The organism is Flavisolibacter ginsengiterrae DSM 18136 (assembly GCF_059568575.1).
Genome location: NZ_JCANTR010000003.1, coordinates 1 through 22,908, shown reverse-complemented (window position 1 = coordinate 22,908; position 22,908 = coordinate 1). Strand labels below are relative to the sequence as shown.

Annotated in this window: 15 protein-coding genes; 2 read left to right on the top strand and 13 right to left on the bottom strand. The window is 42.5% G+C overall.

Annotated elements, in window-relative coordinates:
* Positions 1-8: 8 nt before the first annotated feature.
* The 11 genes from BP74_RS03930 to BP74_RS03880 form a co-directional block, all read right to left on the bottom strand.
* Complete coding sequence (locus tag BP74_RS03930) at positions 9-3,044, bottom strand: WD40/YVTN/BNR-like repeat-containing protein (RefSeq protein ID WP_496371278.1); 3,036 nt, start codon at positions 3,042-3,044, stop codon at positions 9-11.
* A gap of 130 nt (positions 3,045-3,174) precedes the next feature.
* Complete coding sequence (locus BP74_RS03925) at positions 3,175-3,939, bottom strand: 3-keto-disaccharide hydrolase (RefSeq protein WP_496371276.1); 765 nt, start codon at positions 3,937-3,939, stop codon at positions 3,175-3,177.
* A 20-nt stretch (positions 3,940-3,959) separates the two neighbouring features.
* Positions 3,960-4,625: a gluconate 2-dehydrogenase subunit 3 family protein gene (locus tag BP74_RS03920; protein ID WP_496371274.1), complete on the bottom strand. Its 666-nt coding sequence runs from the start codon at positions 4,623-4,625 to the stop codon at positions 3,960-3,962.
* A gap of 35 nt (positions 4,626-4,660) precedes the next feature.
* Entirely contained in the window at positions 4,661-6,400 is a 1,740-nt protein-coding gene (locus BP74_RS03915) for a GMC family oxidoreductase (protein WP_496371272.1), read from the bottom strand.
* A 167-nt stretch (positions 6,401-6,567) separates the two neighbouring features.
* On the bottom strand, positions 6,568-8,148 hold the full coding sequence (treA, locus tag BP74_RS03910; RefSeq protein ID WP_496371270.1) for an alpha,alpha-trehalase TreA: 1,581 nt from the start codon (positions 8,146-8,148) through the stop codon (positions 6,568-6,570).
* A gap of 218 nt (positions 8,149-8,366) precedes the next feature.
* Positions 8,367-9,914 (bottom strand): vanadium-dependent haloperoxidase, encoded by a 1,548-nt coding sequence (locus tag BP74_RS03905; RefSeq protein WP_496371268.1) that lies wholly within the window; start codon positions 9,912-9,914, stop codon positions 8,367-8,369.
* 1 nt (position 9,915) lies between these two features.
* Positions 9,916-10,863 (bottom strand): hypothetical protein, encoded by a 948-nt coding sequence (locus tag BP74_RS03900; RefSeq protein ID WP_496371266.1) that lies wholly within the window; start codon positions 10,861-10,863, stop codon positions 9,916-9,918.
* 136 nt (positions 10,864-10,999) lie between these two features.
* Positions 11,000-12,097 (bottom strand): hypothetical protein, encoded by a 1,098-nt coding sequence (locus BP74_RS03895; RefSeq protein ID WP_496371264.1) that lies wholly within the window; start codon positions 12,095-12,097, stop codon positions 11,000-11,002.
* Positions 12,098-12,099: 2 nt separating this feature from the next.
* Complete coding sequence (locus tag BP74_RS03890; protein WP_496371262.1) at positions 12,100-13,452, bottom strand: vanadium-dependent haloperoxidase; 1,353 nt, start codon at positions 13,450-13,452, stop codon at positions 12,100-12,102.
* A gap of 108 nt (positions 13,453-13,560) precedes the next feature.
* Positions 13,561-14,112, bottom strand: a complete 552-nt coding sequence (locus tag BP74_RS03885; RefSeq protein ID WP_496371260.1) for a hypothetical protein — start codon at positions 14,110-14,112, stop codon at positions 13,561-13,563.
* A 42-nt stretch (positions 14,113-14,154) separates the two neighbouring features.
* Entirely contained in the window at positions 14,155-16,182 is a 2,028-nt protein-coding gene (locus tag BP74_RS03880; protein WP_496371258.1) for a kojibiose hydrolase, read from the bottom strand.
* A 73-nt stretch (positions 16,183-16,255) separates the two neighbouring features.
* Here BP74_RS03880 and BP74_RS03875 point away from each other — a divergent pair, with 73 nt between their 5' ends.
* Both BP74_RS03875 and BP74_RS03870 read left to right on the top strand, forming a co-directional pair.
* A complete protein-coding gene (locus BP74_RS03875; RefSeq protein WP_496371256.1) occupies positions 16,256-17,197 on the top strand; it encodes a hypothetical protein in 942 nt (313 codons plus the stop codon).
* Between the two features lie 67 nt (positions 17,198-17,264).
* The gene (locus BP74_RS03870; protein WP_496371254.1) at positions 17,265-19,358 is read left to right on the top strand and encodes a T9SS type B sorting domain-containing protein; all 2,094 of its coding nucleotides are present in this window, start codon (positions 17,265-17,267) and stop codon (positions 19,356-19,358) included.
* Position 19,359: 1 nt separating this feature from the next.
* Here BP74_RS03870 and BP74_RS03865 read toward each other — a convergent pair whose 3' ends face one another.
* Both BP74_RS03865 and BP74_RS03860 read right to left on the bottom strand, forming a co-directional pair.
* Positions 19,360-22,683, bottom strand: coding sequence for a VCBS repeat-containing protein (locus BP74_RS03865; protein WP_496371252.1), 3,324 nt, complete (start codon positions 22,681-22,683; stop codon positions 19,360-19,362).
* On the bottom strand, positions 22,670-22,908 hold a 239-nt coding region (locus BP74_RS03860; RefSeq protein WP_496371250.1), incomplete at its 5' end, for a hypothetical protein. The genes BP74_RS03860 and BP74_RS03865, both read right to left, overlap by 14 nt.

Sequence of the window (22,908 nt, the reverse complement as noted above, 5' to 3'; positions counted from 1 at the left end):
CAGCAGGATCATTTCTGTACCTGCTGAATCGCTGATCTTAATTTATTCCATTCTGCTAACTTCTTTTTCGTTTCCGCTTGCAACGCATCACTGGCAGTGATAGCCTGTAAGGTCGGCGCGCTATCAGCATCCTGCAACAGGTTGACAAGACTGCCCAGTGCATTGTCCAACTGTGAGAGGTTTTTTTCTCTTCCATTGGCTGGCTTGTCAAACTGTACCAGCTTTTCCAGTAAGGCCGGCATTTGACCTGCATTAGCTGTCCCTGCCTTCAAATTGTTTTCCAGTTCATTTTTATCTGTCATTGCCTGTAACACCTGTTTTCTTAACTGGTACAACTGCAATGAAAGCTTATACTGCAACTCCAGGTCACGTGCAGTTATCTTGACCCTTGGATCCATTTTGATCACAAGAGGCTGTGTGTATGTTTTACCAGCTGTTACAAACTTAATAATATAGGTTCCCGGCATAACAAATGGAGCATTGGGTTCTGGCGCTGTATTTTGATAAATGGCTGCTATAGGGAATGATGGTGCCTGCGGCAAGGGCTGGTAATGCAGATCCCAGACAAACCTGTGATACCCTGCTTTGCCTGAAAGGATTTCCTGTGGCCTGATCCAGTAAGGCGGAACATTATTGGGAGGTATACTGTACATAGTATCCCTGCTGCTGTACGTACGCACTGGATTATTGTTTTTATCCAGCACCTGTAGCACTACTTCGCCTTTTGCATCCTGGTCAAGTAAATAATCTATAATTGCGCCATCAGGAGGATTTTGACCAGCTGGTTCCTCCTGTGGTAACGGTGTATCGGTATTCATATTCCAGCGTACCCTGTATGCCGGTGCCGGCCTGTATAAAAATGTTCCTGCTGTTCTTTTAATTGACTGCTGGCGCAAGGGCTCAATATCATCAAGTATCCAGAAACTTCTGCCATGAGTGCCAATGACGAGATCATTGTCCTTGATAACAAGGTCCCTGATAGAAGTGGCAGGCATGTTCAATCGTAAAGATTGCCAATGGGTACCATCATCAAAAGAAACATGAACAGCAGTCTCAGAGCCGGCAAACAATAAACCTTTTGTATTTGGATCTTCCCTGACCGCATTGATTGGGTCGGCAGGAAGGCCATTTATTATTTCAGTCCAACTGGAACCGCCATCAGTGGTTTTATAGATATGGGGGTGCAAATCATCGAGGCGTATCCTGTTGACAGCAGCATAAGCCGTATTCACATCAAAATGACTGGCTTCCACCAGCGATACCTTGCTCCAGGATGTAATGGCAGGCGGCGTAACATTTTTCCATGTCTTACCACCGTTCCTGGTTACCTGTATTAAACCGTCATCTGTACCGCACCAGATAGTATTACTATCCTTTGATGAAGGAGCAACAGTATAGATCACGCCACGGCGTGGCATTTTTTGTAAAGATTCAGTAGCGTAAATACCTACGCTTGCCGGTATCTCCCAACTTTCCCGGGTCAGATCAGGGCTGATCTCCTTCCAGGAATGTCCACCATCCCTGGTTTTAAATAATACATTACCTGCAAAGAACAGGGTCTTGTTATCTACAGGTGAAAATACAACAGGGGCAGTTCTCAGGAAACGGTATTTACCGGAACGTAAGGCTTCGGGTGCAATGTTTTGCACCTGGCCTGTCTTTTTATCATAGCGGCTGATCTTTCCTCCATAGATAATATTTGAATTAAGTGGGTCGGGTGCTACATAACCATATTCTTCTACACCTACCGGGTGCCATTCCCTGAATGTGATCTGGCCATCATTGCCACGCGAAGCTATGCCCACAGAACCACTTTCCTGCTGCGCGCCATACACATTATAAGGGAAATCATTATCAGTGCTAACATGGTAGAACTGGGCTGTTGGCTGGTTGTACCAGGATGAAAAAGTTTGTCCTCCGTTGACAGTAATGATGGCGCCCTGGTCGCTGGCAATAAGCAGTATGTCCGTATTATTAGGATTGATCCAGATGCGGTGGTAATCATCGCCTCCGGGTGCCCCCCTGTAGGCTGACCAGTGTGCACCGGCATCCACCGACTTCCATGTCATTACATTAGCGCAGTAAACAATGTCTTTATTTTTGGGATCCACTTTGATCTCAGCAAAATCACTACCTCTTCCCCAAAGCCTCGGGTCAAGTTGTATCTTTTCCCAGCTTTCTCCTGCATCATTACTCCTGTAAATGCCGCTGGCCTGCGCCGCATCAACGGTGGCGTATAAACGATTGGGATCACTTGGCGCAATGGTAAACCCAATACGGCCCAATCCAACAGAGGTAGCAGGCAATCCCTTAGTTAATTTTTTCCATGTGGTTCCGCCATCAGTAGATTTGAACAAACCGCTTTCAGGTCCATCCCATGCGCCATTCTCCCAGGGTCCCTGCCTGCCGGCCCAAAGATCAGCATACACGATATTTGGATTTACCGGGTCAATAGTAACTTGTATGGCGCCCGTATTCTCGTCTTTATACAGCACCTGCTCCCAGGTTTTGCCACCATTAGTGGTTCTATAAACACCCCGTTCTTTATTGGAGCCATATGGATGCCCCAGAACCGCGGCAAATACACGATTTTCATTTGTTGGGTCAATGGCCAGTCCACCTACCTGTTGTCCTTCTTTAAGCCCTGTATTGATCCAACTATGGCCTCCATCGGTTGATTTATAGATTCCATTGCCAACAGAAAGATCAGGTCGTTGCAATCCTTCACCTGAACCCACATATATTACATCCGGATTGGAAGGTGAAATCGCAATATCACCAATAGAACCGGTAGGCTGATCATCAAAAATTGGTATCCATGTCCGGCCATAATCAGTTGTCTTCCATACACCACCATTATTAACACCTATATAAAATACGTTAGGCTGGGAAGGTATGCCCACTGCTCCCACTGTTCTTCCACCCCGGTGGGGCCCTATCATCCGGTATTTCATATCAGTGAAAAATGGCCCTGGCTGTTGGGCATTAATATGCAGTAACAGAATGGTATGGATCAAACCAAATAAAATCAGCTTTTTGAACATAGCGTTGGAATTATGGTTCTAATATAAATAGAAAAGATAAAGGTGAATGCATTATGACTTACCAGGGGATCAAAAGCAAAAAGCAATCCATACAGATCGCTTTTGCTTTACCGTTAGACAGGTTTTAATGTTATAATTTACGAAGCCAGATATTTCTGAAACTGATAGGTTCACTGGGATCGCCATGTGCTTGCAGGCGAATAGGCAAAGGGCCATGTGCTTTATATGTAGGCTTACCAATATATTCAGTAGTTCCCCATAATTCAGCATTGTTCTGTACCAGTACACCATTAAATAAAGCCGTCACACGACCCGGCGTTTTTATAGAACCATCGTCATTGAATGTAGGAGCGGTCCAGATGACATCATAGAACTGCCATTCACCCGGGGGACGTATAGGATTAACAAGGGGTGGATGCTGTTTGTACAGGCTTCCAGCCTGTCCATTTACATAGGTTTCATTATGGTAGGAATCCATGATCTGCAACTCATATCCACCCTCCGGCAGGGCAGCCAGGAATACACCGCTATTGCCACGGGCCTGTCCTTTACCGGTGATGTTTTTAGGCACCTTCCATTCCAGGTGCAACTGGTAATCGGTAAATGAGGCCTTCGTCTGTATATCTCCCGCTTTCTTGTTAACGGTGATCACACCTTTTTGCACCAGCCACCCGGCGGGTTTTGTTGAATCGGAAGTAGAGACCCATTGAGACAGATCTTTTCCATTGAAAAGGATGACAGCATCGGAAGGGGCATCAGTATTGGCTTTGCCCGGAGTTACCACTGCGGGCACAGGCTTCCATACCTCGGTGTCTTCAGGTTTTGGCTTTTGTTGTGCATTAACGGAGCTTACAAAAGCAGCAAGGCCCACCAATGAAAGAACGAGTTGTTTCATACTATTTATATTACTTGTTTCTATTTATTAAAGCTGACACATTCTTGCAGCTCTTTATCTGAGTAGGAAAGCTGGTACTGTTTCAATACTTCATCGGGCACTCCATTCCACTGATTGGGCTTATTGCCTGCATATCCAACATCCTTAATACCCATTTCGGAAGTATAAAAACCAGAGGCTGTCAAATTGCGCATCAGGTTAAAAAAGCTAACGCCCTGTTTCATATCCGGTTTTGCCTTTGCAGGATAGGCAATAGCATCAACCATAGCTATCTGTTGCTGTGGGCTGCAATCCTTAAAAGGCTTGTTGTATTGTTTGGCCATCTGTACATCGAGCCATCTTAACCCTCCACGCATGGGTGTCTGGAATTCGGGTTTATCTTTCACCATGAATTCTATAAAGTCGGGAACCTTTGCTTCTGTGGCACTTCCTGAAACTTCATCAGCAGGAATGATAATGTCTGCCAGGACTGCTATAGTGGCCAATTCATGCGCATTGAAAAATTGATACGACGTTAGCTTTTCGTATTCCGCTTTTTCTTCCGCCATCCTGTCTACCGTAGATGCGGCAGCCTCTTTTACTGGCGCTTTTTCTACCACCTTGTCCTTGGTCTTACATGCATCTACAATCAGGCTGGTGGAGACGGTGCTCCAGGCAATGAGCTTTAAGGATTCTCTTCTATCCATTGCAGTTTCAATTTAAATACAGAGCGATTGATCAATTAAATATTTTGTTTTTTCATTTCATTCACCAGGTATTCCGAGGCCCTCATGGAAAGTGCCAGGATGGTCCAGGTGATATTTTTATCAGCCTGTGAAACAAAAGCACCGCCATCAACCACGAACAGGTTTTTACAATCGTGCGCCTGGTTATAGCTATTCAAGGCAGAACGCCTGGGGTCATTACCCATGCGCACAGTGCCTGCTTCGTGAATGATCTTGCCGGGAACTTCCAGTCCATAATTATTCTTCTCATCATCATCTCCACCCCAGGTTACTACAGCTCCCATATTGTGCATGATCTCTTTAAAAGTCTCCTTCATATGCTTCGCCTGCTTTATTTCATGGTCACTCCATTTTACATTAAAACGTAAAACAGGTATGCCGTATTTATCAACAACTGAAGGGTCAATTTCACAATAATTATCTTCCCTGGCAATGGCCTCACCTCTGCCTGCCATACCCACACCGGCTCCATAGAAGAACCTGTAATCTTCTTTCAAGGACTTGCCATAACCTCCCGACTCTTTCTGTTGTCCTTTCACCAGGTATTTACCATTGAGGTTTTCTATGCCCCAGCTAAATCCATAAGCCGGCATGCCCATACCTCCCCAGTATTCGATATGGTAGCCCCGTGGGAAATCGAGTTTTTTATTATCCAGCCACCATGGAGAATAAACGTGCAGGCCACCAACACCATCTTCATTATAACGTTTGCGGTCGAACAATTTAGGAAGCACACCACCTATGGCTGCACCTGTGGAATCGTGCAGGTATTTGCCAACCACGGAGCTGGAATTGGCCAGCCCGTTTGGATGTCTTGGTGATTTGGAATTCAGTAAAAGCCTGGCTGATTCACAGGCACTGGCCGCCAGTATTACTGTTTTACCCTTCACCTGGTATTCATTGCCATCTTCCTTGCTTATATAAGAAACGCCTGTAGCCAGGCCTTCATTGTTGGTCAATACCTCCCGGGCCATGGCATTAGCATACAGGTCAACTTTGCCGGTGGCCAGGGCAGGCTTTACCAAAACAGAAGATGATGAGAAATCGGCATAGATCTGGCAGCCCCTGTTACACTGTCCACAAAAGAAACAGGATCCACGCTGATCATTTAATTTCTTTGTCAATATGGAAAGCCTTGAAGGAATCACCCGCACACCTGCCTGTGTGGCTGCATTCTTTATAAATAATTCGTGCAGGCGGGGCTTTGGAGGTGGTAGAAATATTCCATCAGGATCATTCTCCAGCCCTTCATTGGTACCAAATACCCCGATCAGTTTATCAACCCTGTCGTAATAAGGTTTGACATCATTATAACCAATAGGCCAGTCATCGCCCAATCCATCAATGCTTTTCCGCTTAAAATCTTTGGGTCCAAACCGAAGCGAGATACGACCCCAGTGATTGGTTCTTCCTCCCAGCATGCGCGATCGCCACCAGTCCCACTCAGTTCCCTCTGCTTTAGTATATGGTTCTCCATCTATTTCCCAACCCCAATACGAAGCGTCAAAATCACCAAAAGGACGAAACTTAGTACTGGCACCTCTCCTGGGCGATTCATAGGACCATTTTAACTGGGTAACATTTTTGGCAGGATCATAATTGGGCCCGGCCTCAAGCAATGCCACACTCAGCCCAGCATTGGCAAGCATATAAGCGGCCATACCTCCTCCCGCTCCTGATCCAACAATAATTACATCATAATTTTTTGGCTGTACCTTAATTTGAAAATCTCCCATGTAGAATACAGATGGTCTGTTGATTAATAGAATTGGATGGGGAAGTTATAGAAAAGATTTTAACCGGTTGGCAAATGAGTACCTGCCAGTTATTAACAACAATAGAAAATTCAATGCTACATATGCTGCCTTGAAAAAAGAATTCTTAATAAGAGTTTACATCAAAATTAAAAAGGCTTCATGGGCTTAGCCGTATTCTTATGTTCTTTAAAAAGGGCTGAAAACTTCAGATAAACACCATTGGTCCACCCAAAGCCATCCTGCGTTGGATATTCGCCACCGCCACTTTCCAGGTTCGTATTCTCTACATTGTATTTTTCAAGAAGCTTACCTGTGGTGGCAAAAACTTTCTCATTGACATTCATCCATCTCTCCGCAATAGTATTAGCCAGGGCATCATATTTATAATTCAGTAACCCCCTCACTGTGATATATTGCAAAGGTGCCCAACCATTAGGTGCATCCCATTGTTGTCCCGTGTGGTAAACAGTAGTAGCAATTCCACCATCCTTTAATAGCTTTTCCCTGATATTTTTCTGAATGCCTTCTGCCTGTGCCTTCGTAGCCACATTGGCAAATAATGGCATGGCTCCTGCAGCTGTATATTTGTCTGTGGTTCTTTTCTCTTTGAAGTTGTAATCAAAATAATACTGTTCCTTATTGTTCCAGCAATATTTTTGAATAGCCGCTTTCCGCTTTTCACTTCGTGCATTATAATATTTGACCTTTGCTGGTAGCTTTTTCACTCCGGCAGCTTTGGATAGAATATTTTCATAGGCATACAACAGGCTATTCAGGTCAACAGGAATTATGTCCGTTGTTTGCACGGTTACCAGGTGTGTAGTATCACCAAACCAGCGGCTACTAAAGTCCCACCCACTTTCAGCCCCTGCACGCAGGTTAGTGAAGGTCATGGAATCTTTGGTCTTTTCAAAAGTGGCCACATCTTCCGCATAGGATTCTTCCCTTGGCGCTTTTTTATCATCCCAGTAACGGTTTAATACAGTGCCATCATCGAGCTTTACCACCCTGCGGAATGCATTGCCAGGCTTCAGGTCATTTTCACCCTGCATCCAAAACGCATATTCTTTTTCCAATGCGGAATAATATTTCCTGTATATAGCAGGCCCTTTTTTCTGCGCCAGCAGATCAACCATTAGCGCAAAAAAAGGAGGTTGTGAGCGGCTTAAATAATAGTTACGGTTACCATTGGGAATATGCCCGTATTGATCAATGAGGTATTTAAAATTATCCAGTATATTTTCCACCAGCCCATATCTTTTACTTTCCATTAAACCCAGCATGGTGAAATAACTGTCCCAATAATAGACTTCCCTGAATCGGCCACCCGGAACTATATAGGATTCAGGAAGCGGCAATAAGGAACTATTGGCTTTGTTAACATCAGCTTTTCGCTGCAGCACATCCCACAATTGTTCAATATGCGCAGCTATGGGAAGTCCTTCATCCACCTTAGCAGAACTGGCAACAGGTACATTAAAATGATTGTTGACAAAAGAAAGCAGGTTGAATGTATCTGATAGTTTTTGCAGCTGGTAATCCTTTAATATCTGTTCTCTTGAATATTTGGGAACAGCATCAACAAATGTTTTATTATCCTTGAAGACCCTTTTCAATTGAACCTCCTTGAAAAGATCGCCCCAAAGCAGATCGGGTGTTTGAACTGGTTGTGCACCTACAGCCATCATTGTTAAAAAGGCAATAAACACGCAAATAGAATTCTTCATACAGCTATATCTTATAGATAAAAGAGGATCAAAAGATACACAATAAAATAGATCTGTAGTCAATGATGCAGTAGCAAGAACAGCTAGCGGAATAAAAAAGGAATGCCGGCTAGACAACCGGCATCTTCCTATTCAATCAATCTTCTAAATTTTACGTTCTTAAACGTGCTGCTTATGCGCTCATATTTTGTGTATATTTTTGTGATTAATAATTTTAATTATTCCGCACCATCCGTCAATGCCCTTTGCACGGCATAATTTCCAACATTCCTGCCTACTACCAGACCAACTTCGCAATCACTACGGTAGTGAATACCTCCGTATAGCCTGGACATAGCTGCTTCCATGGCCATGGCCTCGTAAGCTGATTTTCTCTCCGGTATTATATGCCCCAAAACGGTAGCGGCTGCGGCACTAAAAGTGGAATGGCCTGAAATGTAGGAAGGGAAATTAGGCAGACCTGTTAAGGTCTTGATGCGTGGATCAAGCTGTGAAGGTCTGGGATTAAAGTACATCATCTTGGTGTTCCAGGTAATGATGGCAGCATCAAATTCTGCCATGTTCAATAAAGCCAGGTTGCGGGCCCAACGTACTTCACTGAAATTCTTTTTTATAAAATCGTTCGCGGCTATATCATTCCAATGGCCCGGAGGTGTGCTTGTAGCTACACCATCTGCCCAGAAATGGACCTTTTCAATATTCTCTCTTGTAGGTGAACTTGTATAAGAATAAACTTCCTCCAGTTCCTTTTTCATTTGGCTACCTGAAGTAGAAGGTGGCGGCCCGGGGCAAAGTGATACTGTCGTCAATGAATCAAACAAAAATGCTTTTACCTTTCCAAACATCATCAGCATGGGTGGACGAGCTGGTGTCTCTAAACTTTTCCAGGGAGTTTCACCTTTAGCCACACAATCAGATTCAAATTTGGCCCAAATGGTGGCGTTGCCTGCAGCGGCTCCGGCCCTGTCACCACGGGCACGCGCAACAAATTTTTGTGCCACTGCCCTACCTAATGCTTCACCAGCTTCTACTTCGCTGCGCACATTACCACCTCCTATTATCCGTGCTCTTTTATGTTCTTCAGCTTTCTGTTGAATAAAATCCTGGTCACCCGGAAACATTAGTTTCATCATTTCAACCATTACCCCGGCAACTACTGCATCTTCAGATGGATAAGAAGGAAGTGCAGTCTTAGAAAACATGGCATTGATTCCCTGGTCTATTGTATAAGGTGCAGGACGATTATATTGCTTTTTATAATACCATGCTGCTACTAATGCATCATACTGGGCTGCAGAAATATAGGCATAGGCCCTGGCGGCATACGGCGGGTTAGAAAATGGAAATTGAGGGTATGCCAGGGGATTATTGGCATTTGGCAAAGGGTAAGTGCCATCTGCATTTTGATAGGGAGGCAAATTGTGTTTGGCTACCAATTGCCGCAATATTTCGTTCCAGCGAAGCACCGCACCTGCACTCCAGTATTTGACCATTTGCTGTTGTTGAGGCGTTATGCCTGCCTGCCAGCTCTTGATCTCGTTGACCTGGGCAATGTAATCATGTGAGGTAGTTGCTATGGGTGCGGCTACAGGAAACTCAGTAGGCGCCGCTAATAAAATAGGTTTCCATGCACCAGCATCCAGGTCAATATTGGCTGGAGTTAATGGTGACAGATCATCTGTTCTTCCGGCAATATCTTTTGAGCAGGATGAAAATAATAATACACATCCTATTACTGCGGAAGTGAGATTTATAATCTTTTTCATACTAGTCTAAATTATTGGTTTGAACAGGCTTCCTGTTTTTGAAATAAAAAGCATAAAACATACCTGCTGTATATTCCTTCGACTGGCCCATGTTTCTTCCACTTAAAGTAGTGTTAGCACCTGCCAGTAGGGAAAGATTATTCAAATTCTTCAACGTGTATTTAATATTCACGCCGGCAGTCGTAGCATTCATCCTGTTGCTGGGGAAAGGCATATTATTACGGGTAATATCAAAGCCTCCCAGCGTGGTCATATTCGAAAGAATAGCTTCAGCTATCAGGTAAGTTCCTCTATAACCAGCCCGCAACTGATAAAACGCAGCATCAGGCATTTTCACCTCGTTGGTAGCATGTAATTCTGTATCGTAATATGCATCCCTGTCCAACTTGACATTGCTACGGCGTATATAGGATGCAGAACCTGTCACTGTCCATCTTTTGTACCAGTAATCTACCATGCCCCTGGCTGTTACATGGGTAGAACCCAATCCAATAGAGAAAGGCAAAAAATCAATTACATAGTTGGATAAAGGCGTAGAAACACCTCCCAGGACAAACAACGAGATCTTATTGTTTCCAAAAGATTTTGAAACCGGTTTCCACTTAATGAATGCAGATGCATCCTGAATGCCTTTCATTCCATGAAAGGTTCCGGCAGATGCCCTGGTCCAGATATAGGGAGCGCCAATTATGACATTCAACTTATCTGTAAAACCATAAGCGCCCATATACATAACTGCCTGGGTGGATACAGTACCCAGGTTTTCATTACTTCTTTTCAGCGTTCCTTCCCAGTAATTATTCCAGGAAGAATGGCTATACATGAATCCATTGCAGAATTGGTACTTGTTCATCATGATGGCATCAACATCTGTCTGGGCATTTACCCTTGCTACACCAATTAAGCAAACGGCAATTAAGAATACATATTTATATTTCTTACTGCACATACATAAGATTTTAGGTGATAATAATGTCACAGGTGGAATAGCAGTATCCTTGCTTCCTGTAAAGCAGGATCTGCCCGGGCAGCTAATTCAATCAGGCACATTTACCCCAAGGCAATGTGACTGATTGAAGAATAAACTATTTTAATGCGAATGACACTCCAAAATTGATGGTGTAATCAGCAAAGGCAGCATCTCCTTGTGTGTAGGTACCTGTTTTGGTAGTCCTTAATTTATCTGCAACACTTTGTGTGCGGTTTCTTTCAACGGCTACCGGAACTGATACATACAACTGTGTTTTATTGACCCTGTAAGCAACTACAGGTTCTGCAGAAAGCACATAGCCGGGCCTTCTGAAACCATTACTACCGCCAATGATGTCTTCCGCTGGCACACCTTCAATACGCATACCTGCTGAAAAAGAAAAATGCTCCAGGTTATAATTAGCCCCGGCTCTTGCCATGTACTGGTCAGGCACACTCATGACATCAGTGCCATAAGCAATATTGGTAGCTGATACAGCACCACCTCTTGAAGTGGATACAGCATTCTGTTCTCTTGGATTGGACAAGTAAAAGCCGTTCAAATACAAACTAAGTTCTTTGGATAAAGAAGAAAAGCTATTCAGTTCTAAAGTGATACCGGTGCCACCATCGCCTAACTGGATAGACTGGTCAACAGGTCCCAGCACTTTTGTAGAATCGTTCTTATAAAAATAATCCTGGTAACGATAGTCGCCAGTAGGCAGTTTGATGCCCAGTCCAAGTTGTATATTTTTCCTGGTAGCAGTGGCAGGATCAAGCAACCAGTAATAGGCTGCAAACCGCATATCCCCTATGCCAAAAGAATGAGTGGAACGACGGGCATTGGGACTGGTGCTTGTATTACCATAATGCTCATACATGGAAGAACGGGCATTACTTATGACGGGAACAAATAGACCAAAGGACCAGCGTGCATTCAATTGTTTGGTCAGCGCCATTTCCGTAGAAAATACATGGTTGATCACCTCAGTTCCCTTTTCAACGCGTTCTTTCTGTTCTACGGTGCCTACGAAGTGTTTATATGATTTAAAATAGCGGTTATTTAAAGCAAATACCCATCCTGAATGTCCCTGCGTTTCATGTGATTCCATCATTGTGCAGGTGCTGCCATTGTTTCGGATGGCTACACAACCTTGCGATTGGGCAGTATAATTTATAATAAAAGCTATAGCTATAAGCAGTGTATGTTTCATTGTTATTTTGTTGAGTTGTATGACAATTGGTCTTCTTTGCGCAAGAGGTGCAGTTTGCGTACGATATATTCTCCGATGTTCTTTCCTACAATAGTTCCCTGTTCAAGGTCGGAACGGAAGTGTATGCCACCATACATCCTTGACCAGCCGGCTTCAATGGCTGCTTCGCGGAAGGATTTAAATGACCTGTTAGGAATGCCGAATTCCTTTTCAGATGAATCAGTATAAGCGAAGTTATCACCAAAATGATGGGACATCACTTCAGCTGATGCTGCTGAAATAACTGAATGCCCGCTGATGTAAGATGGAAATGGTGGAGTCTGGATGTAGGGCTGCCAGGCCGGGTCAATGTACTTATTGATCACCGTTTCAGGACGAATGGTATTCGTCTTGAATTTCGATTTCCAGCAGGCGATGAATCCATCAAATAAGGCGATAGATGTTTCTGTGTAAGCTGCCACTGTTTTATCAAAATCAGCTTTTGATTTCTCCGCAGCTATGCCCACAATATTCATCCAATGTCCAGGGGGCGAGAACTTCTTGGTAGCATACATAACATGCCCGGTAACATGAAGGTTAAAAGGATTGTCATCAAAAAAATCAGCGATATGTTTTTGTTCATCTGTCAGGTTATCCACTGTTCTTTTTACTTCCATTACTTCCCTGCAGTAAGCAGAGTTAGTGTCCTTCATATTATATACAGGAGGCGCTGGTGGCATGAACTGACCCGCAGAATCAAGCATCAATGGCCTGATGTCGCACCAATGAGGTTCCATAGCCTGTGAATAAGCAGGTGGTGTAGGTATCCAACGGCCGTCTTCCTGGGTAACTGTAAATTTCTCAGAGCTTCTTGTCTGGGCGTAATTGTCTTTTTTGCTCCATTTCATTACTGTAGCGGCGACTGTATCACTGAAGGCTATCGTATTATTCAATACATCTTTCGGCATGCCGGCATTGCGGGCCTTTTGTTTCAGATCATCATAATACTCCATCAACACACCTTCAGGAAATGTAACAGCGTTACCAACCTTAACGAAGGCCAACAGGGAGGCCAGGTGGTAATCTATCTTTTCTCCAGCTAATGGTTTTGGCATTGCAGGCAGGTGTTTGATCTGGCCACTAAGTGTTTGATAAGTGCTGTCTCCGGCTACCATGCACTCATAGGCAGCAATGTTGGCATAGGCATAATTGCGGGAAGCAACTACAGGGGAAAAGTTGTTATACAATACAACATCATTCAATTTCTTTACGGTCTTACAGTAAAGCAGCGGGTCGTTAGTGAATTTTGTATAGTCTTTTTCCTTGCAGGAAAATAACACAGAAGCTAATATTACCAGGTAAGCAAACTTTTTCATAGTTCAATAGTAATTGGCTAATGCCATTTAATATCACTGTATATCTGCATACAGATATACAGTCAGGTCAAAAAATCAGATGCGAATTTTAAATGCAATAGTGAGTTATCAGGCAATACAACGCGGAGGTTGACCCTTAACAGAAGAATGATCTTCATGGATCATTATTGTATTGAAAATGTAGAAATGCTGACCGATCAGCATTGTAGATGCGAGTGTGTATTCTGAATCTTGCTGAAAGTAATCTGGCAAGGTAATTTTGAAAGTACCGGCAGATTTCTTTTCATTGGGAAAAGAGGAACCATCGACAGATAGTTTGACAAACGCATTTTGCGTGGATTGTAAATGCGCTTTGGTTTTATTGGGAATACATAAAAGTTCAAGCGTATCCTGGTTTACCCTTCTTTTTACATATTCATAAACCATCCCATTGACCTCTACAGACCCATATGCTCTTTCAAAATCAGTGGATGTGCTGTAATAAGGTAAATTTAGTGGAGTCTTAATGGTGATAAGGTCTTCTTCACTGTATTGCTCCTTATCAAGTTGGGATTGAAACACGACTGAATCCCTGGCCTGCAGGTAATTCAACATAACCCTGTATCCATACAAATTGAATAGCAGGACCGCAAGAAACAGTATAGCAGAAAGTCGTCTCAAGAATAAAGCAGTGTTAGAAATCAGACAAAAAGATAAGAAATTTTATTTTACCACAAATGTTTTCTTTTGAGGCCCCACTCCTTTAATAGTGAGGTTATGCCAACTGGAAGGTAAAACGGAAGGAAGCTGTTTGATTCCCTGTGGGGTGATTTCCAGACCTCCAAAACCCATGAGTACTGATTGAAGAATGCCGCCGGCTCCAGTAGCAAAATAAGGATTGGTACCGCCCTTGGTTTCTGCAATGACGCGGAAGGGAGGGTTGAGGTTGGGCACATAGGCATCCTTGAACCAATGGTAGGCTTTTTCGGCATCGCCTAAGCGTGCGTACAATAAGGCAAATACCCCCTGGGTCATAGCAGGTGTACCTTCATTGGGAACACGGGAAGAATAGTATTCCAGGTCACGTTTCACCTGGCCCTTATCAGTAATTTCTTTTAGAGGGTAAGCTAACAGGTTCACGTCGGCCTGCTTGATACCTTCACCTTTGTATGCTGCATGTTCCTTTGTTACGCCATCATCCATTTTTAAAATTGGAATATTATTCGCGACGTTCATCCAATCAGGATCAGGAGTAATGCCCACTAATTTAGCCGCCTGTGTAGCATATTGCAAATTGGCCTTAGCAGCTGCATTGGTGAAAGCATTGTTATCGACATTTTCCGCCCATTCGTCTGCCGCCACCACATTTTTTATATCATAATGGCCTGGGCCATTCCTTTCAACCCTTGAACTCCAGAACTCTGCCGTAGCCGACAAAATGGGATAACCCTTTTCCCTCAGCCATTGCTTGTCCTGGGTCACTGCATAATAATTCCAGGCAGCAATGGCCACATCAGCAGTGATGTGGTGCTCAAATGGTCCGCTAAGCGCCCATACAGGGGTTTCTTCAACACCTGATTCAGCGCTTTCCCATGGAAACATAGCCCCCTTGAAACCATTAGCGAAGGCATTCTTCCGGGCGGCCTCCAATCTTTGGAATCGGTATTCAACCATGCTTTTGGCCAGTTCAGGATGCATGACCAATATAGCAGGATACATCCATAGTTCGGCATCCCAGAAAACATGGCCATTGTAACCCAAACCACTCAATCCCATGGGTGAAGGTGAATTAGCAGTGCCTTCGCGAACAAAACTGTAAAGGTGGTATAACATGCTGTGTATATCCTGTTGCGATTGCGGGTCTCCTTCCACGGCTATATCACTCTGCCAAAGCTGGTCCCAGGCCTTTTGATGAAACTGTAAGAGCCTATCCCTTCCCTCCAGTTTGGCATAAATGGTAATTCTTTCTGCTTCATTTAATGGATCATCATGGTGGGCGGAGGTCATTGAGGTACCCGCCACAGAAAACCTGTAGGTTTCCCCAGCCTTAATAGCCCTGGTAAATTTCATCAGGTGCATATTATTATCCCACATTTCATGTATCACCCTGGGTTCTTTTCCATGCGGCTCCGAAAAAAGGAAGGTATTGCTGGCGCACATCAATAATTTACCTGTAGGCGATTTGGCAGATGATGTCAATAAGCTGATTACCACGTGCGGCCTGTCAATCTCGTTATAATAATTCTGCACATCCCTTAGGGCATCTGGTGCTTCCATGACGCTGCTACCGGTAATGCTGATATCTTTTTTCGCAGTGATGGAAACATCCATTAAGACCGTAAAAGGCAGGTGCCTCAAAGAATAGTAGGTATAATTAACTGTGGCCTTATCACCATAATCAAAAGAGGTAGTAAAGCTGGCTGCTTTCATATCCAGTTCCTGCTTCATGTGGGCGATAGACCCTGCCCCTATTCTTCTTCCGTCAATATCAAGGTTCATATTCAGCAGGTTGAAGCTGCGAAGGAAATTACTTACCCTTCCCCTTCCATACAGATCATAGGCACCGGCCAACACTACATCTTTAACTTTGAAGGGTTCAGGAGAAGAGACAATACCGATCATTCCATTAGCTACGGTAACCCCATAATAATGTGAAGGATCGATAGAATCTGCTGTTATTTTCCAGGGATCCTGGCTAAAAGAAATAGATGTAAACGAACAAAAGAGAAGGATAAAAAGCCAACGGTTCATGAACGAGGTTGTTTTGTAATGGATGAATTTAGGTTTATTTGCGTAAAATTGAATTTCCTAAGAGATTTCTTTTATGATAAAATGGCTGGCCGGGATCGTTGCATGCTTACTGATTTTAATTGTTTGTGTTTACTTTTTTATACCTCATAATATTACTATTGATAAAAAAACCGAAGCCACGATCAATTTAAAAACGCTTCAAAGAGGTCTGCTTGATGAAAATACCTGGAAAGAATGGTGGCCAGGCAGTAAGGTTGACAGCAATGGCAGGACAATTTTTCAATATAAAGGCTACCATTATTTCATTTCGGATAAGCAATTATCCACCACTACCCTGTCTGTGCAGAAGGGTAATTATTCCACAACGGCTTCTATCAATTATATCCCGCATGACGATTCACATGTCACCATAAGCGGACATATAAACGAAGATCTGCCTGTTATGCCCATTGACAGGATCAGGGCATATATCAATTTAAAAGCACTCAATAATGATCTTGGCGATTTGCTCGGGCATATAAAGCAATACTATTCCAATGACGATCATATTTACGGAATTCATATAGTGAAAGCATTGGTAAAAGATTCATCACTGATCTCTACAAGCGGCAATTCTAAAGGATATCCCGACCCTTCATTTATCTATGGTATGATCAATCAGTTGAAGGACTATGCCCATTCTCACAATGCCAGTCAAACTGATTATCCCATGTTGAATGTATACACCCAGGATAGTATCAATTTTCTTACAAGGGTTGCTCTGCCGGTTGATAAAAAACTGCCATCCTCAGGAAAAATTGAATACAGGTGGATGCTCGGTGGCGGCAATATCCTGGTAACAGAAGTAAACGGAGGGCCCGGGAACATTAATAATGCGATTCACCAGGTGGAGAATTATATTAGTGATTACAACAGGACTCCACCTGCCATTTCCTTTCAATCATTGGTAACCGACAGGCTGAAAGAACCTGACTCTACTAAATGGAAAACAAAACTATACTACCCGGTGATGTAGACGTATATATTTCAGAATTGTGGTATATTACAAGATACGCCTGAAGAGTTAGGATGTTCACCCTTCCATGAGTATTAAGATAATACATAAATACTGCTGTCCATTCATTGTCCTTTTCATTTTACCGTATGCCACTTTAGCACAACAATGTCTCAGCCGGTATTTATCCGCTCATTACAAGGCAACAAACTGGTATATTCCGGTAAAGGCAGTTGCTACAACAGGTAAAGAAATTGTAACAGTAGGAAATACGAGGAATGACCATGGTTATATTACAAGACTTTCTTCCAAAGCATCAGTACTATTTTCCAGGCAGTACAACCCAATTTATCAAAATAACACAACCTACTTTAAGAACCTGTTATTGAATGATGTGATCAACACCAGTGATGGCTTACAGGTTATTGCTGGAACAGTTATACAGGATAAGTATATCTACCAGTCTGAGTATATAAACAATTTGGGTGTTCTCTTTAAGATTGACAAATTTGGCCGGGTGCTTTGGTCTAAGAAATTTGAAAGCTTGAATGGTGTAAACAATAATGGATTTGAACTGGGCATTACAAATGTTATGGAACGGGCGAATGGAGAATTGCTGGTTTTTTTATCTTCTGATTATGGAAAGAACTATAATGCTTATGGTAAACTGGTCTGCCTTAACAAAGACGGGCAATTGAAATGGAGTTTTTTACTTGCCAATGGATATGATGGAAAGTTGAGTGATAACAGGGCACTAACTGAAACAAGGGATCACTCGCTTGTCCTCAGTGAAATATTGTACAAAAGAGACCTCCAACAGCCGGGCAACCCTGTGATTACAAGGTACCTGCATACAATTTCCATCAATGAATCGGGAGAAATAAATTGGGAAAAAAGTTTTATTCTTCCAACTGCGGGGTCAGCATCCCTGGTTAACATTAAAGAATTGGAAAATGGTAACCTGGCTTTAACTGGCAATATTGTTACCAAAGGGATAATTGAACCACTGCTATTAAACAGAGCAGTTCGAATTGAATTAAATTCGACAGGAAACCATGTGAGAACAGTAAGTTATAACTTTCCTTCAGAAAACACCTCCATCATAGATGTTCAACCATTATCCGGGGGAGAACAGGTTTACCTGTTGAAAAATGATCACATGGCCGCATTGGCAGGTTTAGATCCAGGAGGAAATATAAGCTGGCAACAGGGTCTTTTGGATCCTGTCAATAACTTTCCTGCAACCTGTTTCACATCCGTGGGAAGCGGGTATGCAGTTTTCATGAGCGATTTTCAATCGTTATATTCCCGATTATTACTCACAGCCGAACAAGGATATATTCCCTGCGGTAATACTGCATCATTTCTTACCATAGATTCTTTCAGTTTAGAACAACAAACTATAAAGACCAATCCTAAAGACCTGGATCCAAACCGTTTTGCTATTTCAGATTTTCCCATAGAAGATGGGGCCTTTGATCTGAGCCATACCATTGATTGCCGGGAAAATATTTCCTGCTGCCAGAATACTATAGACCCTGGCATGAATAGCATAAAAATCTGTGAAGGGGAACACTATACTTTACATGATGGAACACAGGTTTCAACGCCAGGCATTTTTTATGAAAATTATCAATTGCCAGCCGGGTGTGACAGTATTGTGTATTATGATCTTAAAGTAACTAAAAATCCATCCCATTTATCACTCGGTGAAGACCAGTGCTTAAAAAGCAAAGACAGCCTGGCACTGATAGCTACAGGTGGATATGATACATACAAGTGGATGAACCAGGCACAGGCCACTGATAGTGTTTTCAAAGTAATAAGGCCTGGTAATTATTGGGTAAATGTTCAAAATAGTTGTGGTGAAAAAACTGATACTATAACTGTTTTTGAAGATTGCAATTTGCCTGTCCTGATGCCTAATGCTTTTAGCCCGGGCAATGATGGACGTAATGATATTTTTCGCTTACCCCCACTAAATAAAAACCGCTTCGTTTCCCTTCAGATCTTTAACCGTTGGGGTCAATTGGTATTTAGTTCTAGAGACGTCAATAAAGGATGGGATGGCAAATTAAATGATCAGCCATTACCTGCTGGAGTGTTTATTTATTACCTGCAACTGCGCGGCTTATCCGGTGATAAGATGAATCAGAAAGGCACCATTCTCTTAGTGCGGTAAATTAGTGATTTCCAAATTGAATGACTTCGGTACTGTCACTGTTTTTTGCAAGAATATAGGCCTGGCGTCCCCTGATCTGTAAAGGGCTGATATGACGGACCTGCCCTTTTATTTCATTTCCTTTCAACACCTGTTGTTCAAAAACACCTTTGCCTTTATTGATTAGTAAACTACCAAAATCAGCATCATACCTTCCCATCTCAATGTTGTTATCATAATAATTACCGGCCAGAAAAAGGTCTGGCAAACCATCCTTGTTAGCATCAAGCACTACTCCATCTTTCAATGGCGACAATTGCGCATTCCACGGTAAGGCTTGTATTTTAAAATTCTGGTGACCATCATTTATAAGGACAGCATTTGAAAAATAATCTGCTGTCAGGATAGACGCATTGGACAATTTTTCCTTACTAAACAATTCATCAAGTGTTGCTTTAGCAAAATCTCCTGCATACAGGAACTTCTTTTTAAGCAAGGGTATCTGTTTTTCCAATTCGGCTTTGTTCGCAAATGGAATTTCCTTATCTCCAATATAATAGGTCAATACCTGCTCTTTTTTGCCATTGCCATCGAAATCATTGTAATAAAGCCTAACGGGCTTTTCCGCACTTGCATGTAAACGGCTGTTCAAACCAAGGTTACCTGCAACAAGGTCCATGTCTCCATCATTGTCAATATCACAAGGAAGGAGAAAGTTCCACCATCCTTTTTCCTTTGTCAATTCTTTCTTTACAAAAGACCCGTTATTGTTCATATACGCTGTAAGAGGACCCCATTCCAGTGACAATAAAAGATCCTTGTCTCCATCTTTGTCGATATCCACCCAAATTGCCTTCGTTACAAAGCCTGCTTCTGCCAGGTCTTTTGAATACTGACGGGTAACATCCACGAACTGGCCTTTTTTATTATTGAGCAATAAATAGGATTGTGGAATCTTTCCATATTCCCAGGGAACTGCACGGCCTCCGATAAACAGGTCCGTATAACCATCACCATTAAAATCATAAGGAACAACACAGGAAGCAGTAAGGAAAAGATTGGAAAAAGCGTTTTCCAGTTTTGTCAAATGTGCCTTTCCATCATTGAGATAGACACGAGGTGTATTGTGGAGATCATTACCATAAAATTCATTGCCGCCACTGGCTACTACCAGGTCCGGATTTCCATCATTATTAATGTCTGCCCAACAGGCATCCACATCCTCATAGATACTATCCTGGTATAATTGGGGTTGCACAGTTTTAATAAACTTTCCATTTGGCTGCTGGAGAAAAACAGCACTTTCCTTATTACGGGCAGCACCAATAAATACATCCTGCAATCCATCTTTATTGATATCTGCCACAGCTAAAGCCGGACCTTCTGTTGAGACCATATGAGGAATCAATGGTTCGCGATCAAATTCCACAAAATGATTTTCCTGGTGTAAAAATTCAAGTTTAATGGAACTGGTAATGTTTTCAACTTTGAAAGCAGATTTATCATCTTTCGAGAAAATACTAAAGTCAAATCGTGGTAGTCCTTTTTGATAGGTAATTGTTTGATTTGAAATATTGAAGTCCAGCCTTTGAAAAGTTTGGTCAGGCCATACCAGGAAAGCAGAATCCAGTTTCGTATTTTTTAGCCCTACCAGCATAGGTCCTTCCATGCTTGACATAAATCCTTTGACCGGAAACTTTTCATAGGTTCTTACCTGGTCATTGGCGAAGACTATAACCCGGCTGCCAACAGCATTCAAATTGGTTTTGGGACCTTTTAACTGAAGGGAAACATAATTGTGTGAAGCAGAATCATTGTTCGTATTCCTATACAGCAAAACTTCCTGGTCTGTATTATTTACTACAATGTCGAGGTCACCGTCATTATCAAGATCGGCATAAACAGCACCGTTGGAAAAAGTAGGCACATTGCCATCAATATTATTTTCTTCATCAAGGAAAGAAAGATTTCCCTGGTTCTTATAAAACTTGTTTGGTAGTTTTATTTCTGGAAATTTATCGATCAGCGACATATCCTTCTGGCTCATATCATTCTCCCTGATCTTTTGCTGGATCTCTCCATTGGAAATAAAGTTGATATAATCTATATCATTCATTCTTTTGGGAATGCCATTGGAAATAAAAAGATCCTTTAATCCATCATTATCGAAATCCATCCATAAAGGTGCCCATGACCAATCTGTAGCCGCTATGCCACTATACAAGCCCACTTCGCTGAAGCATCCGTTCTTCCTATTGAATTGCAGGTTGTTGCGGGTATATTGATGTGAGTATCCAACACTGATCTTGTAATTAAAAATATCATAAGCATCCTCTCCTAATGAGCGTTTCAAAATATAGGGATCTGATGGAAGCATATCCATGGAAACGATCTCAGGATAACCATCATTGTTGGCATCGGCAACATCCACACCCATGGAGAACTGGCTGGTATGCATCAATGCCTGCTCACCAACTTCTTTAAATGTTCCATTACGCTGGTTGATGTACAGATAATCATTTTCATGGAAGTCGTTGCCTATGTAAATATCAGGATAACCATCAAGGTTGATGTCAGCCACTGATATTCCAAGTCCATAACCAATAGCGGTACTGTTGATACCTGTTTCCCTTGTAACATCAACAAAATGATTGCCATCATTCCGGAAAATACGGTCACCTGAAAGCGCATGATAGGTGTTCATAAAATCCTTACGCGGACGGAAAGTGCCATTTTCATGAACAGAATGATTCAACAAATACATATCCAGATCACCATCATTATCGTAATCAAAGAAAGCTGCCTGGGTGCTAAAGCCAGAAAAATCCAAACCATACTCCCGGGCCTTGTCTGTAAAATGAGGAATTCCGGCCGCGTCAACCCCCTGGTTGATCAATAATTCATTTTTACTATGCAGGATCTCGTAATTGCCTACCCTGCAGATATAAATGTCCAGTAAACCATCGTTATTGATATCAATGACGCTTATTCCGGTGGTCCAGCCACCATCCTGGGGAATTTTAGCCTGCACAGTTATATCACTAAATTTCAGATTTCCCTTATTCAGGAATAGTTTGTTTTCATGTTGGTTAGAACCAAAGAAAAGGTCTGTCTTCCCATCATTATTAAAGTCGCCGGCACCTACACCACTGCCATTATAGAAATAGATATACTTGAATAAATTGAATTGCTGGTTATAAGTAAGGTCATTGCTAAATTTCAAACCCGTGGTTTTACTATCCAGCACTTTAAATAAAGCATGGTCTACATTCTTCTTAGCCGAACATCCGCATAAGAAGAAAGTATATAATACCAGAACAGTTACAATTGCTCTATTTAAAAACATACTTTACTGTGGGTTTGGTTGTATTAATTTTCAGCAGTACGGGTTTTTCATCATTTTGGGTGATAAGCAGCAGGTGGTTTTGTGGGGTTTGGAACTCTTTGATATCCTTGATCTGTCCTTTGATGTTGAGGCCAGAACTTCTTTGTTCCACCCACTGAAAATCACCCTTGCCATTGCCCAGTAAAATATGTCCATAGCTGGCATCCAGCCTTCCAAACTGCGGGG